Annotated in this window: 17 protein-coding genes; 1 reads left to right on the plus strand and 16 read right to left on the minus strand. The window is 42.1% G+C overall.

Going from position 1 to position 14,356, the window contains the following annotated elements; genetic code table 11:
• Positions 1 to 64: 64 nt before the first annotated feature.
• From ACP7A0_RS03875 to ACP7A0_RS03905, 7 genes are read right to left on the minus strand one after another with little or no spacing between them, the layout of a single operon-like run.
• On the minus strand, positions 65 to 1,048 hold the full coding sequence (locus tag ACP7A0_RS03875) for a biotin--[acetyl-CoA-carboxylase] ligase (RefSeq protein ID WP_060596729.1): 984 nt from the start codon (positions 1,046 to 1,048) through the stop codon (positions 65 to 67).
• On the minus strand, positions 1,021 to 2,223 hold the full coding sequence (locus tag ACP7A0_RS03880) for a CCA tRNA nucleotidyltransferase (protein ID WP_060596730.1): 1,203 nt from the start codon (positions 2,221 to 2,223) through the stop codon (positions 1,021 to 1,023). Before ACP7A0_RS03880 ends, ACP7A0_RS03875 begins: the two co-directional genes overlap by 28 nt.
• A complete protein-coding gene (gene bshA / locus ACP7A0_RS03885) occupies positions 2,216 to 3,361 on the minus strand; it encodes an N-acetyl-alpha-D-glucosaminyl L-malate synthase BshA (RefSeq protein WP_066030734.1) in 1,146 nt (381 codons plus the stop codon). The genes ACP7A0_RS03880 and bshA overlap by 8 nt, the downstream gene beginning before the upstream one ends.
• 2 nt (positions 3,362 to 3,363) lie before the next feature.
• The gene (gene bshB1 / locus ACP7A0_RS03890) at positions 3,364 to 4,068 is read right to left on the minus strand and encodes a bacillithiol biosynthesis deacetylase BshB1 (RefSeq protein ID WP_034661049.1); all 705 of its coding nucleotides are present in this window, start codon (positions 4,066 to 4,068) and stop codon (positions 3,364 to 3,366) included.
• Complete coding sequence (gene mgsA / locus ACP7A0_RS03895) at positions 4,055 to 4,474, minus strand: methylglyoxal synthase (RefSeq protein WP_060596732.1); 420 nt, start codon at positions 4,472 to 4,474, stop codon at positions 4,055 to 4,057. Before mgsA ends, bshB1 begins: the two co-directional genes overlap by 14 nt.
• A 17-nt stretch (positions 4,475 to 4,491) precedes the next feature.
• The gene (gene dapB / locus ACP7A0_RS03900) at positions 4,492 to 5,295 is read right to left on the minus strand and encodes a 4-hydroxy-tetrahydrodipicolinate reductase (RefSeq protein WP_060596733.1); all 804 of its coding nucleotides are present in this window, start codon (positions 5,293 to 5,295) and stop codon (positions 4,492 to 4,494) included.
• Between the two features lie 5 nt (positions 5,296 to 5,300).
• Positions 5,301 to 5,636: a nucleotide pyrophosphohydrolase gene (locus ACP7A0_RS03905; protein WP_003215805.1), complete on the minus strand. Its 336-nt coding sequence runs from the start codon at positions 5,634 to 5,636 to the stop codon at positions 5,301 to 5,303.
• 137 nt (positions 5,637 to 5,773) lie between these two features.
• On the opposite strand from ACP7A0_RS03905, the gene ACP7A0_RS03910 reads away from it, so the two are divergent.
• Entirely contained in the window at positions 5,774 to 6,646 is an 873-nt protein-coding gene (locus ACP7A0_RS03910) for a YitT family protein (RefSeq protein WP_060596734.1), read from the plus strand.
• Positions 6,647 to 6,677: 31 nt separating this feature from the next.
• Here the strand turns inward: ACP7A0_RS03910 and ypjB are convergent, their stop codons facing one another.
• The 9 genes from ypjB to aroA form a co-directional block, all read right to left on the minus strand.
• Positions 6,678 to 7,481, minus strand: a complete 804-nt coding sequence (ypjB, locus tag ACP7A0_RS03915) for a sporulation protein YpjB (protein WP_426004317.1) — start codon at positions 7,479 to 7,481, stop codon at positions 6,678 to 6,680.
• Between the two features lie 65 nt (positions 7,482 to 7,546).
• Entirely contained in the window at positions 7,547 to 8,140 is a 594-nt protein-coding gene (locus ACP7A0_RS03920; RefSeq protein WP_034661054.1) for a DUF1405 domain-containing protein, read from the minus strand.
• Between the two features lie 100 nt (positions 8,141 to 8,240).
• Positions 8,241 to 9,008 (minus strand): menaquinol-cytochrome c reductase cytochrome b/c subunit, encoded by a 768-nt coding sequence (locus ACP7A0_RS03925; protein WP_003215888.1) that lies wholly within the window; start codon positions 9,006 to 9,008, stop codon positions 8,241 to 8,243.
• A gap of 43 nt (positions 9,009 to 9,051) precedes the next feature.
• Positions 9,052 to 9,726 carry a menaquinol-cytochrome c reductase cytochrome b subunit gene (qcrB, locus tag ACP7A0_RS03930; protein WP_003215804.1) on the minus strand — a complete coding sequence of 225 codons (675 nt, stop codon included), beginning with the start codon at positions 9,724 to 9,726 and terminating at the stop codon, positions 9,052 to 9,054.
• Positions 9,727 to 9,728: 2 nt separating this feature from the next.
• A complete protein-coding gene (locus ACP7A0_RS03935; RefSeq protein ID WP_007500911.1) occupies positions 9,729 to 10,235 on the minus strand; it encodes a ubiquinol-cytochrome c reductase iron-sulfur subunit in 507 nt (168 codons plus the stop codon).
• A gap of 144 nt (positions 10,236 to 10,379) precedes the next feature.
• The gene (locus tag ACP7A0_RS03940; protein ID WP_034661055.1) at positions 10,380 to 10,826 is read right to left on the minus strand and encodes a YpiF family protein; all 447 of its coding nucleotides are present in this window, start codon (positions 10,824 to 10,826) and stop codon (positions 10,380 to 10,382) included.
• Between the two features lie 61 nt (positions 10,827 to 10,887).
• Positions 10,888 to 11,427: a ReoY family proteolytic degradation factor gene (locus ACP7A0_RS03945; RefSeq protein ID WP_008344562.1), complete on the minus strand. Its 540-nt coding sequence runs from the start codon at positions 11,425 to 11,427 to the stop codon at positions 10,888 to 10,890.
• A gap of 75 nt (positions 11,428 to 11,502) precedes the next feature.
• Complete coding sequence (locus ACP7A0_RS03950; protein WP_066030731.1) at positions 11,503 to 12,774, minus strand: tetratricopeptide repeat protein; 1,272 nt, start codon at positions 12,772 to 12,774, stop codon at positions 11,503 to 11,505.
• Positions 12,775 to 13,064: 290 nt separating this feature from the next.
• Positions 13,065 to 14,351, minus strand: a complete 1,287-nt coding sequence (aroA, locus tag ACP7A0_RS03955) for a 3-phosphoshikimate 1-carboxyvinyltransferase (RefSeq protein ID WP_060596737.1) — start codon at positions 14,349 to 14,351, stop codon at positions 13,065 to 13,067.
• Between the last annotated feature and the right edge of the window lie 5 nt (positions 14,352 to 14,356).

A 14,356-nucleotide genomic window follows, 5' to 3' on the forward strand; every position in this document is an offset into this window, starting at 1 on the left:
AGGTACAGCTCTTTTTCAGATACTGCCCACACGAAGTATATCAAAAATGTGCCGGGTGTTCCACTTAAGTTGACTTTATCTCGATGTCTGCGGAGTAGATTTTTTGAATACCCTCCTCCGTTTCAAGCAATAAAACACCTTCTTCATTGATTCCGAGCGCTTTTCCAGTGTATTGCCCATTGACGGTGCGGGCAACAATATGCTGACCGATCGTCATCGCATACGATTCCCATAATTGTTTAATCGGTGTAAATCCATGCTTCATATAATCGTCATACCTTTTTTCAAAGGTGGACATGATCTGTTGTATGAGCGCAGCACGGTCCACTTTTTCATTCAGTTCCATTCGCAGGCTTGTGGCGACATCCTTTAGTTCATCCGGAAAGTCATCAGCCGTTTGGTTCACATTAATGCCTGGACCAATTATCACCGCATGAACCTGGTCCGCCTCTGCTTTTAATTCGGTTAGAATGCCAACGACCTTTTTCCCGTTTAACAAAATATCGTTTGGCCATTTAATGGATGGACTGAGTCCTGTTTGCTCTGCAATGGCTTCTGCGATGGCTACAGATGCTAAAAGCGTCATCTGCGGCGCTTTGTGCAGCGGAATTTCAGGCCGTAGAACGAGACTCATCCAGATGCCTGTCCCATTTGGTGAATGCCACGTTCTTTGAAGGCGGCCTTTCCCGTTTGTCTGATGATCACTGACAACGAGCGTACCGTGGGGCGCACCTTCATTTACAAGATCATGGGCAATCAGCTGTGTGGAGGCGACTTCTTTCTGAAAATAAATGTGCCTGCCAAAGCTCTCTGTTTCTAGACCAAACAGAATTTCATCCTCACTAATTTTGTCCGGTTTACGAAGCAGGCGATATCCCTTTCTTCTGACGGCTTCTACCTCATAGCCCTCTTTTCTGAGGCCCTCTATATGCTTCCAGACAGCCGTTCGAGAACAGCCAAGCTCATCACATATTTGCTGACTTGAGACAAAGTCCTCACTTGATGCTGTAAATAGTTCGATTAATCGTTTTCTAATTGCTGATCGCATGCTGTAAGCCACTCCTCTATGGCTTTTTTTCGGTTTTCCAAATGATTTTGCAGAACGGCTTTTTTCACCAAATCGAGCTCTTCTGCGATCCATTTTCCTGATGTCTTTTGCCGAAAGGCCATTAAATCTTTTCCTGAAACAGCGAGGTCTTGAAGCGTTTTAATCGGAAGGGCATCATAAGAACGCTTCGCTGCCTCAAGCTCGTCAAAGAAAATGCGGCGCTCGTGTTTTAGCTGTGAGATCTTCAAACTAGATAAGAGCACGTGTTCACCAGCCTCAAACATCTTCTCCGCATCCCAGTCACAATCGACGTATTGGCTAATAGCCACCGCGTCTTTCAAAAGCTTTGTTGACAGCTTCCATTCTTTTAAGAAGAGCACAGCCTCCGCTTCATCTAAGCCAAGCAAATGGATAACAGCCCCCCATACTTCTTCTAGTCCATCCAGTAAATAATACGGAAATGATTGAAAGGATTCTTGCAGACCATCCTTTTTGAGACCCGGCAATTCTTCATACAATTTGGTAGAAATGAGCACCTTAATCGCCCGCTCACAATAACGGCCTTTTAAAAGCTTCTCCATTTCAATCTTTTTGCGTTCAACTGATATGTTGGCAAGCAGGTGCTTATCTTTTTTCATCGCTTCAGCCGTTTCTGCAGCGAGCTCAAAGCCAAGCTGGCTTAAAAAACGGACCGCTCTCATCATACGAAGTGCGTCTTCCTGAAAGCGGCACGCAGGATCTCCTACGGTTTGAATTCGTTTCCGCTCAATATCCTGTTTGCCCCCTACATGGTCAATGATCTCCCCATTTATATCCATGGCCATCGCATTGATCGTTAAATCTCTTCTTAAAAGATCTTCCTTCAATGATGTGATAAACGCCACTTCTTTCGGTCTACGAAAATCTTCATATTCTGATTCAGTTCGAAACGTCGTCACCTCATAGCTGACCCCATCATGTAACACGATGACAGTGCCATGCTCTTTGCCAACATCAACTGTTTTTTCAAATAAGGATTCGACCGTATCAGGCGTTGCATCTGTTGCTATATCGATATCGCCGATTTCCCTGCCTAAAAGGACATCTCTCACTGCTCCGCCGACAAAGTAAGCCTGATGCCCATGTTCGTGCAGTGTATGTAAAATAGGGATCGCATGTGTGAATGGTTCATTCATGTTCATCATCACCTTCGATCAATTCTAGGTAAAGCTCTTCATATTCACTCACAATTTTTTCAGAAGAGAAATGGGCCTGAACACTAGACTGGGCCGACGCAGACACTTGTTCATGAAGCGCTTTGTCTTTGAGTATAGAGACTGCGTGTTTAGCTGCCGCGTCTATATCGCCGAGCGGGACAAGGAAACCTGTTTCTCCATGTGTAATGACCTCTGGAATCCCGCCAACATCAGTCCCAATACATGGGACACCGCATGCCATCGCCTCAAGAAGCACAAGTCCGAAGCTCTCTTTCTCAGAAAGAAGCAGCTTCAAATCACTGATGGAATACAGCTCTTCTACTTTCTCTTGCTTTCCTAAAAATAACACGCGGTCTGTCAGCCCCAGTTTTTTCACGAGTTCGCATACGACCGATTTTTCAGGACCATCACCGATGAGCAGCAGCTTTGCCTGCACCTGTTCTGAGATCTTTTTAAACACATGAACGACATCATGCACCCGTTTGACCTTTCGAAAATTTGATACATGGATGACGACCTTATCGTCCGGTAAAAGACCATAATGTGTCTTTAGCACTTCGTGATCTTCGCGCAAATACACCCGTTCATCGACAAAATTATGGATCGTCTCGATCTTTTTATTTGGTTTGATAAGGTCATACGTCTGCGCAGCTAATGAATGCGACACCGCCGTTACCCGGTCTGATGATTCGATCGCAAATCGAATGACTTCCTTTAGTGATGGATCATAGCCTAATACCGTAATATCCGTCCCGTGAAGCGTCGTGACGACTTTCACAGAATGTCCCGTCATCTGCTTCGCTAAGAACGCACAGACGGCGTGCGGAACCGCATAATGCGCGTGAATAATATCAAGCTTCTCTCGTTTTGCGACTTCTGCCAATTTACTTGCTAATGCAAGGTCATAAGGCGGATATTGAAAAACAGCATATTGATTGACATCCACCTCATGAAAATAAATATTCGGATACACTTTATTGAGCCTAAACGGAATACTTGAGGTAATGAAATGAACATCGTGCCCTTTTTCAGCTAAACGTTTTCCAAGTTCCGTAGCAATAATGCCCGAGCCGCCGACACTTGGATAACAAGTGATTCCGACCTTCAGTTTTTTCATAATTACCCCCCAAGTAAGTCGTCATCTATCAAAAGTGGTTTCTTTGTGATAAACCCTTCTGCATAAGCTTTATTGACTTCCCTTCCATACATAGACTCTCTCATTTTGACAAAATCAATATAACCGTTCACAAGAGGTGTCTCAACTGAATTCGCCGATTTAACAAATTGGCTTTTATACGCATGCAAGCTATCAATCTTTTGGTGCATTTCCTCAGAAATATCAATCACAAAATCTGGGCGATGATGACCGTTAATCATGTAATAATACATCTGACTTATTTTATGCGCTGGCTGCTTGTATGAATCTTCAAATTTATGTATACCTGCCGAAAAAGCAGCCTCTTCTACAAGTGAGCCCGCATGACCATGATCTGGATGCCGATCTTGGTGATGCGGAGCAAAAATCAGTTTTGGCTTGTATGTTCGAATCACGCCTGCAATGTCCTTCATCGCTTCGTCATTTAGATAAAGTCCTCTGTCTGGCAGTGTGAGCTGGATTCGCGTTGACACACCTAGAATGGCGGCAGCAGCTTTTGCTTCCTCTTTACGGCTCTCTACCGTTCCATTCGAAGATAATTCGGCCTGGGTCAAGTCGCAAATCCCGACACGCGCCCCTTTTTTTACGTATTTTGCAATCGTTCCGCCCATACCGATCTCAACATCATCGCTGTGGGCACCGAATGCAAGGATATCAAGTCGTTTCATTTGTTCCTCCGTTTTTTACTACATCTCGAAAATCAAACGTGCCTTTATTTAAATTCCTGACTAAAATTTCAGCAGTCCCCATATTGGTGGCTAGTGGAATGGTATACACATCACAAAGCCGAATGAGTGCAGATACATCCGGTTCATGCGGCTGCGCGGTAAGCGGGTCTCTAAAAAAGAGCACAAGATCCATTGCATTATCAGCAATTAAAGCACCAATCTGCTGATCTCCTCCAAGTGGTCCTGACTGGAAACGATGAATGGGAAGCCCCGTCGCTTCTTTCACTCTCAAACCTGTTGTCCCTGTTGCGTAAAGTGTATGATCTGCCAATATATCACGGTACGCAATGGCAAACTGGATCATGTCACTTTTTTTCTTATCGTGAGCGATTAAAGCAATGTTCATCAGGAATCCACTCCTTATTAGTCGATGATATTTTCTAAACCATAGACGAGCTGATCAATATGCATGACCTGTTCAACTGAAAGCTTCACACCTGACATAAATGATGCACGGTTATAAGAATCATGGCGAATGGTGAGCGTCTGTCCGTCCATTCCAAACAGTACTTCTTGATGTGCAATCATACCCGGAAGTCTTACGCTGTGCAGACGGATACCGTCATAATCTGCGCCTCGTGCACCTTCGATTAATTCTTTCTCTTCTGGATGTCCCTGCTTTTTGCTTTCTCTGACTTCTGCAATCATTTCAGCTGTTTTAAGCCCAGTACCGCTCGGAGCATCTAGTTTTTTATCATGGTGAAGCTCAATGATTTCAACGTCAGGAAAGTAATTCGCTGCCATTTTGGCAAACTTCATCATTAAGACCGCACCGACAGCAAAGTTTGGCGCAATAATACAGCCTATGCTCTTTTCTTCTGTTAATTGCTGTAGCTCTTTCAGGTCAGCTTCAGAAAATCCAGTGGTTCCTACGACTGGACGGACGCCATGTTCAAGTGCCTTTTTTGTATGTACTTTCCCGATTTCTGGTGTCGTCAAATCAATTAATACATCAGGTGCTGTCTCTGAAAGACACACATCAATATCTGTGTAAATTGGCGCCTCAGATGTCGTATGAATCACATCAGATAATTTTTTTCCTTCGTGCGCGTGATCAAGGGCTGCCACAAGCTCAAAATGGCTCGTTTCTTCTGCCAGCTTCACAGCCTCTATCCCCATTCTTCCTCTTGCTCCAGCGATTACTACTTTGATGGTTTGGTTCGTCATCGTCTCTACTTCCCTTCTTTTTTTGTCCAGCGGTCTTTGTCTCTTGTATTGAATTTATGCATCACACGATCGTGTGCTTCCTCTAGTGATATATCTAGTGAATTAGCGAGGCATGTTAACACAAACAAAACATCGCCAATTTCTTCTTCCATGCTTTTTTCTGTTTCCGTTGTTTTTTTCGGCTTTTCTCCATAGTAATGGTTAACCTCTCTTGCTAGCTCGCCTAATTCTTCTGTCAGACGGGCCATCATGGCAAGCGGGCTGAAATAGCCTTCTTTAAATTGTCCTATGTAATCATCTACTTCTTGCTGCACGTGACGCAGCGTTTTTTCATTCGTCATGAAGCTCATCCTCCTATCCATCTCTTACATGTTAGCGAAATCATAAATATTTGACAAATGTTTAAGACTCAGTTTGCTTGTTTCTCTCCCATACCATATAATATTATCGCTGTCTAAGCAAAAAAAGGAGTGGTCTCTTGCTAAAAGAAATTCGTCTTAAAAATATCGTATTTATTTTAATAGGATCTGCGATTTTTTCTTTCGGTCTTGTTCATTTTAATATGCAGAACAATTTGGCGGAAGGCGGATTTACAGGTATTACACTGCTTTTATATTTTCTATTCCACATTGATCCATCCATTTCAAACCTTGTCTTAAACATTCCGATCTTTTTTATCGGCTGGAAAATGCTCGGCAGAACCATGTTTACTTATACAATTGTAGGAACCGTCAGTCTTTCTGTCTTTCTTGCCATCTTCCAGCGCTTTCAAATACATATGCCTCTCCAGCACGATTTGGCGCTAGCCGCGCTCTTTGCTGGTGTGTTTATCGGAACAGGCCTCGGGATCATCTTTAAGTTCGGCGGTACAACCGGCGGCGTGGACATCATCGCAAGACTCATCAACAAGCATTATCAGGTGGCCATGGGACGAACAATGTTCATCTTCGACGCATGTGTCATTACGATTTCTCTTACTTATTTAAATTACAAAGAAGCCATGTATACACTCGTCGCAGTGTTTGTTGCCGCAAAGGTCATTGACTTCATGCAAGAAGGTGCTTACGCAGCCAAAGGCGCCATGATTATCTCTGAAAAAGATGACATCATTCAAAAGAAAATCACAGAGGAAATGGAGCGCGGTGTGACCATTTTAAAAGGGATTGGTTCCTATACAAAACAGGAGCGCAACGTCCTTTATTGCGTCGTCCCGAAAAACGAGCTTGTCCATCTCAAAAGCGTCGTGACCTCAGTCGATCCTCATGCATTTGTATCTGTCAGTGACGTGCATGATGTGCTTGGTGAAGGCTTCACATTAGATGAACACAAAAAGCCGCTTAATCCGCATTAAAAAAAGAAGCCCAAAAATGGTGCTTCTTTTTTTATGATTTCGGATAATCAGCCTGACGCTTTTGCTTCTTCTCTTTTTCAGCACGGTATTTCCGAAACCCAACATACGTTAACGTTAATAAAATGATACTCCCTGTTGTTAAAATGACCCATAAAAGCGATGGATCAGCTTCATCTTGATCGACGTGAGCAAACACACTCGATAAATCCTCTTCGAGCTTCGTGAGACGCTCAAGCTTTGTCCCACTTGATGCTTTTAAAAATTCACCTTGCTCAATCACTTCCATATGCTGCTTAATCGTTTGCAGCTTTTCAGGCGAAATATCAATGGTTAAACTAGGGTATATCATATCGTATAAAGAAACCAGCTCATTCCAAGTTTCATAAAACGTCGTCGACTCCGGATCCCTCACTTCTTTTTTCAAAGTAGGAAAAGACCCCATAATGGGCTTCTCCAGCGAACCCCAAAGAGGCTCAGAGTCTGACTGGATCGCATCAAGCAGCATTCTAAACTGAGAGGCATAACGAAGCTTTTCGCGCTCATTCAATTCTTCCTGCGGCAGCCCTTTTATAATATCTTGATAGCCAAGTGTAATTTGCCGAATCTGCGTATTTGTCAGAGTACCACGCCAATTCTCAGCTTTAAATGTCTTTTCAACATACAATGCGACCTGTAACGCCTCATCATATTTAGCTTGTCTCGTTAATTGAAAGATTGAATCTGATAGTTCCGTTAATTCTTGCAGCACGTTAGCGGCTGTTTCCTCGCCTTTGGCAACAGATGGCTGTAATACGAGAAAAAATAATAGAATCATCGCGATTGGCTTTCGTTTCATGCAAGTCCCTCCTAGCCCTTCTCCATACAGCGTATGAAGAAAAGGACAAGGTTAGACCAATATTGTTAAGGGAGTTCAAGCTTGACCGATTTTTTCGATAGGACGAGATAATACGAAACAAGAAGAACGGCAATACTTAACCAAAACGTGACATAGCCGATCTCGTTTGAATAGGCAGACAGCATAGAATAACGCGGCATCATACCAAATACATAATCAATCACATCGTTATGTAAAATCCATATGCCGGCTACCACCAAATGACGCATTTTAAAACGATAATACGGTGCAAACAATACAGCTTGAACCGCCATCGCAAAGTGAGACCCAATCAGCATGTATCCTTCCCACGGAAAGTCATCAACAGATAAAAGCACAAAGATATTCATTCCTACAGCCCATAACCCGTACTTAATCAAGGTCACAAGGGCAAGTGCTTCAAAATAAGGAGCGTTTCGTTTCATCAAAAACGCAAGTAGTACAAATAAAAAGAAAAAGCTTGCCGTTGGGCTGTCTGGAACAAAAGCTAAAAAGATAGCCGGCGTCTCTACAAGCTGAGGAATATACCAATAGTAGCCGTACACAGTGCCAAGGAAATTGATCATCAGGACTAGCACAAGCATGTAGCGCGTGGCTAGCAGATATTGAATCCATCTCATACGTCTCTTCACTCACGATCTGTTAAAATCAGAAAAAAGCTGACAGCGCCAGCTTTTTCTCTTTTGAGTATATCCTTGTACTTGCATTTAAACAACTGAATTATTTAGATTTGACTTCAGATAAATATTTAGAAAGCTTTTCAAGTTCTTCATCGCTACCTTTAAAGATACCCTTAGGCATGTTGCCTTTTCCTTCAACAGCGATTTTAGCTATCTCCTCAGGTGCAAGACCGTTGTCAACAAGTGACGGTCCGGCTGCTCCGCCCTGCATGTTATCCCCGTGACAGGAAATACATGTCTGCTCCTGATAAATTTTATACTCTTCCGCTGAGGTATCAATCTCTGCTTCTTTCTTAATTTCACCTTGCTTCGCCGCTGCTTCCCAATCATGAGTAGCAACAGACTCCCACGTTAAATATGTTGCTGCGCCGACTGCAAGGATCATCATCCCCACTGCAACCGGTCTTCTATACGGTCTGCGTTCAGGACCAGAATCAAGAAATGGTGCGAGCAAAAGTGCACCAAACGCAATTCCAGGCATAATCATCGCGCCAACTACTGTATAGCCTCCTGCAGCAAATTCATATTTTAATAACTGGTACAAGAATAGGAAATACCAGTCTGGCAGCGGAATATAGCCGGTATCTGTTGGATCAGCCATCCGCTCAAGCGGAGGTGCATGAACAACAGTTAGGACAAGAAATCCAATTAAAAAAACGGCACCTACAAGCCATTCCTTTAAAAGAAAGTTCGGCCAAAAGGCTTCTGTTTTTCCCGGATATTCGGAATAGTCTTTAGGTATGTTAGGTTTTCTTTCTGCCGGAATTCTGGAGTCTCCGACAAACTTCATCCCTTTTCCCCTATGCAAAGTCATCCCCTCCTCATTGAACATTCATCAAACGCAACTTTTTTTATAGCGGTCCAGAAATTCCTTGCTTACGAATCATAATAAAGTGGGCAGCCATCAGCCCAAATAATGCCGCTGGCAAGAAAAAGACATGGATAGCGAAAAATCTCGTCAGCGTTTGTGCCCCTACAATGTCAGGATGACCTGCAAGCAGCGTTTTGATCTCTTTTCCAATGAATGGTGTGGCTTCTGCAATTTGAAGACCAACCTTCGTCGCAAATAGCGCCTTCATATCCCATGGCAAGAGATATCCTGTAAAACCAAGTCCAAGCATCACAAAGAAAATGAGCACACCAACAATCCAGTTCAGCTCTCTAGGCTTTTTATACGCCCCTTGGAAAAAGACCCTTAGCGTATGTAAAAACATCATGACAATGACTAGACTCGCACCCCAGTGGTGCATCCCTCTGACAATCTGACCAAATGCCACTTCATTTTGCAAATAATAGACAGATTCCCAGGCATTTTTAATATCCGGCACATAATACATCGTTAAAAACATGCCCGAAAGGACTTGAATGACTGTCACAAAAAACGTTAAACCGCCAAAACAGTACACAAAAGCGGAGAAATGATGTGCTGGATTGACATGCTCTGGCACCTCATGATCCGCAATATCTCTCCATATTGGTGTAATGTCTAGCCGCTCATCTACCCAATCATAAATCTTGTTAAGCATCGTTACCCTTCCCCTTTCGGCACAGCTTTTCCAAGATAGAGGTATCCGTCCTTCACTTGCTGCTTATAATGGTCAAGCGGTGCAAGCGGTGGAGTTCCGGGTACGTTTGTACCATCCTTGTCGTACAGCCCATAGTGGCATGGGCAGAAAAATTTGTTTGGATTTTTCGGATCACTGTTCCAGTTCACTGTACATCCTAAATGTTTACAGATTGGCGATAAAGCGACAATTTCATCCCCTTCTTTGTACACCCATGCTGACCTAGATTCCTTTGACTCATACCATGCATCTACTTGATCAATTTTAAAGTCAAAGCGCTTCGGTTCCTTCGTCAGTTCATCTACACTGACAACTTGAACCATATCCTGATCCTCTGTTCCTTTTAGCACAGGGTCAAGCGCAAAGCGAACCATAGGCATGAGCATTCCAGCGGCCATAAATCCCCCCACGCCGGTCAACGTGTAATTCAAAAATTGACGCCTGGACACTCCATGTCTCTTCTCGCTCATTTTTTTCTCCCCCCCTCAGGTCGTCAGCTACTTTATAACTGAATTAGAAAAAATTTCATAAAACTAGGACACCCTCATAATATATCAATCTATTCACAAGGTCAACAGCCTAAAAAGCTATGTACAATGCAAATGTAAGGGTTTTTATGAAGGGTTCCACTTTTGTAACAAAAAGTTCAAAATTTGTTCTACACTGTCTTGAACGATTTTTTGCTTTAATTCTACCTTTAAATGCTCGAGCGGAACCGGCTTTAACAAAAATAGCGCTTCACTAACCGCCGCATGCTCTTTCCATTGATGATCAGATGAGATCAACACGACATGCTGAAAATGATCTTCTAGCGACTGCTTCATCGTGAAGATGTCTTCTAGTTTTCGATCATTGATCTCTACATATGTATGTGGTGGAAAAAGAAAGACCCGCCCTTTCAGCTGCCTTTCAAGTTCCTCTGCTACAAGAATGGTAAACTCACCTAAAGATACAGTTTGTTTGATTTGATTCGCATCTATTCCAACTATTGGAATGATAGCGGTATCAATGTAATCTTTAGATTGCAAAAAGCGATCCGCATCCTCCGCTTGAAACTTCATCAATTTCCCCTCTTTCATGACATAAGCCCTGCCTGTATAGGGCAAGGCTTATTCGTTCAGTTTATGACAATAGGCTTAATTCTTTTGCTAACTTATTAAATGTTTCTTGATCATGACGGTCAAGTGCCTCATCTATCTCTTTCATAAGCCGTTCTTTTTGGAACGTTGCGATCGAGTGTTCAAGCACTTTCTCCGCAAGATCCTTATCTTTTTCGTTCTCATAAAGATCCTTTGGAATATGAGGATTTGTTTCAAGCACAGCTGCATATTCCGGCGAACGATAAGCAGAACGGAAATTCAATTGAATAAACAAATCTTGCTGTTTATTCAAACGAATATCATGAAATGACTTTTCAGCATCTGTCGTCATGATGTTTTCTTTATAAAATCTAAAGGGAACTTCATCCACACAGTGTGTTGACATAATGATTCCCCTTGGGCAAAATTCTGCTTGCTCTACAAAATGAACCTTTTCCATCAAAGAGTCGTGACTCATTAAATAATTTAATATCCAAACACACTCTCTTCGTTTTAGCTGATAATGGTTTAAAAACCACCGGATGAATTCCTTCTTTTCATTGACAGAAACAGGGGTCTGCATGTTATTCCCTCCTCTATCGTAAATTAAATTGCTATACATGAATTATTCAACAAACCAGTTCTTCATTCCTGCAAACTATAAGGAAATTTCGTCTTCAATTCTTAAAATCGTTTCTTCGATTTCTTCATTCGTGCCATCTTTCTGAAGAACTTTGCGTAATAGCGGCAATGCTTCTTTTTGTCTGCCTTCTTCTAAAAGGAACGAAGCGTATTCATATAAAAAGTCACGCTCCTCATCAAAATCAGGCAGAGCCAGCTTGAAGTAATCGGCTGCTTCTTTGTATTCCTCTCGTCCAACAGAAGCAGATGCAGCATACCAATTCCATTTTGGATCATCTTCCCCAAAGCTTTTAACCTCTTTAATGACATCCAGGATTTCATCAAAAAGCTCTTCATTTAAATAGATCGCGAGCAATGTTTGAACCGCTTCAATATATCCCGGATCAAGAGCAAGTGCTTCTTGAAGCAGCTTTTTCGCATCTTCTGAATCCCCATTTTTCAAGTCAATCTTTGCACCATATAAATATAATTCTTTGTTATACTCATCAATTTTAATACCCTCTTTTACTACCTCTAAAGCCTCCTGATATAGTCCTTCTTCCTCATAACTTTTCGCTAAAGGCATATAAAGAGACGAATAAGACGGATCAATATCTTTTAGTTCTGAAAGCTGCTGAATGGCTGTTTTCGTTCTGCCGGCCCTCATCGCTGTAAATCCGTAGCCAAAAAGTGTATTCGGGTCTGTTTGATCTTTTACTGCCTTTTCGTACCATTCAAGCGCATCTTCAAATTCTCCAGCGGTGCTGAGTGATTCAGCGAGTCTCTGGTAAACATTGACGCCGCCAACCTCATGTTGTTGATCTGCGACTTTGTAGAAATAGTCGGCGGCTTTCTTTGAAAGACCTTGTGAAAAATACAATTCACCTAACGCAAAATCAATGATGGCTTCATTTGGAAGCAGTTCTTTCGCTTTTAAGAGCTTTTGTTCACTGACTTCAAATAGTCCTTGCATTTGATACAAATCTGCCATTAACAATAAACTCTCTGGATACGCATCATCATCTTCAGGAATCGTCTCTAATACCGAAATCGCCTTTTCTTCTTCATCAGAGTCAATCAGTAGCTCTGCATAAAAACATGTTAACCCTGTTTCCTCTGGATATAAATCATGTAAATCACTGATGAGATTCCGCGCTTTATCGATATCTCCCCAATCATAATATAACTGAGCTGCCTGCGCCTTTTCTTCATCATGCAAATGATTTTCTGCCTGAGCAAGTGTTTGGAGTCCTTTTTCAGTCTCACCCGCCTCAACTAATTTTATGGCTTCTTGTAATGAACTATTCAAATCAAACCGTTCCTTTCTGTTTCCAAAAACCTAAACTATTGTTACTTCATATCATAATCGACAGGTACTCATCCAGCAAATATGTTGCTCTTTTAAAATGAACCCATTTTTTTGTTTTAAAGACTGTTTTTCATTTCATCCTTTACGAAACGGAAGTTTTGTAAACTGCAAGCACCTGAAATTCATTTTTTTATCGGATAAAATGATTTTTTTCCAGGTTTCATCTTGAGACAAGCTATGCTATATTTCTTACAAATATGCATAAGGAAAGAAAAAGCCTGAGGACATCCTCAGACTGTTTTGGTTAAGTATTCAATGTGTTCAAAGAAATTCGGGTATGATACACGAACAGCATCTGTATCTTCAATCTCAACAGCTTGCTTTGTGATGCAAGCAGCAACCCCCAGCATCATACCGATTCGGTGATCTCCGTAGCTTGACACGATAGCGCCGCCTTTAAGTGTGGTTTTACCATGAATCTTCATACCATCATCAGTTGCTTCAATTTCAGCACCGAGTTTTTTAAGTTCTGACACGACGGTATCAATTCGATTGGTCTCTTTTACTTTTAACTCAGCAGCATCTTTAATAATCGTTGTTCCTTCTGCTTGTGTCGCTAGAAGCGCTATAATCGGGATTTCGTCGATGAGTCTTGAAATCATGTCACCAGAAATTTCAATCCCTTTTAATGAAGAGGTTGAAATCGTTAAATCACCATACGGTTCTCCGTCTTTTGCATCTACTTCTTTGATCTCAAGATTCGCACCCATTTGTTTCAGTACATCGATAATACCCGTTCTTGTTTTGTTTAGCCCGACATTTTTTAACACAATCCGGCTGTTAGGAACAATAGATCCAGCAACAAGGAAAAATGCAGCTGAAGAGATGTCTCCAGGAACAAATATATCTGTTGCTTTTAATGTTTGACCGCCTTCAATGGAAACACTTTGTTCATCTTCGTCTAGTTTTACACCAAACATAGAGAGCATTCTTTCTGTATGATCTCTTGATTTATGCGGTTCAGTTAATGTTGTTGTTCCCTCTGCTTGAAGTCCCGCTAAAAGGACAGCGGACTTAATTTGGGCACTTGCCACCGGAGACTCATATGAGATACCTTTTAAATGACCGCCACGAATAGACAGTGGCGTATACTCGCCGTTTGCTCTGCCATCTATTTTCGCTCCCAGTTGTTTAAGTGGACCTGTTACTCGTTGCATTGGTCTTTTAGCAATACTCTCATCACCGATCAGTGTACTGTGAAACTCACAACCAGCTAATATTCCCATCATTAATCGAATGGTTGTACCAGAATTCCCAACATCGAGGACGTCAGACGGCTCCTTGAGCTCTTTCAGTCCCTTACCGTGGATCACAACATCTGTCCCTTTTTGTTCAATTTCAACGCCCATCTTTCTAAAGCAATCAATCGTACTTAAACAATCGGCTCCAGGAAGAAAGTTTTTCACCACTGTAGTCCCATCAGCAATTGCACCAAACATCACTGATCTATGAGAAATGGATTTATCACCTGGAATATGAATGACTCCATTCATAGGAGCATTTTTATGAATTTTCATGTTTG

It is taken from the genome of Bacillus sp. DWP3-1, assembly GCF_049896565.1.
In the GTDB taxonomy this organism is placed as follows: domain Bacteria; phylum Bacillota; class Bacilli; order Bacillales; family Bacillaceae; genus Bacillus.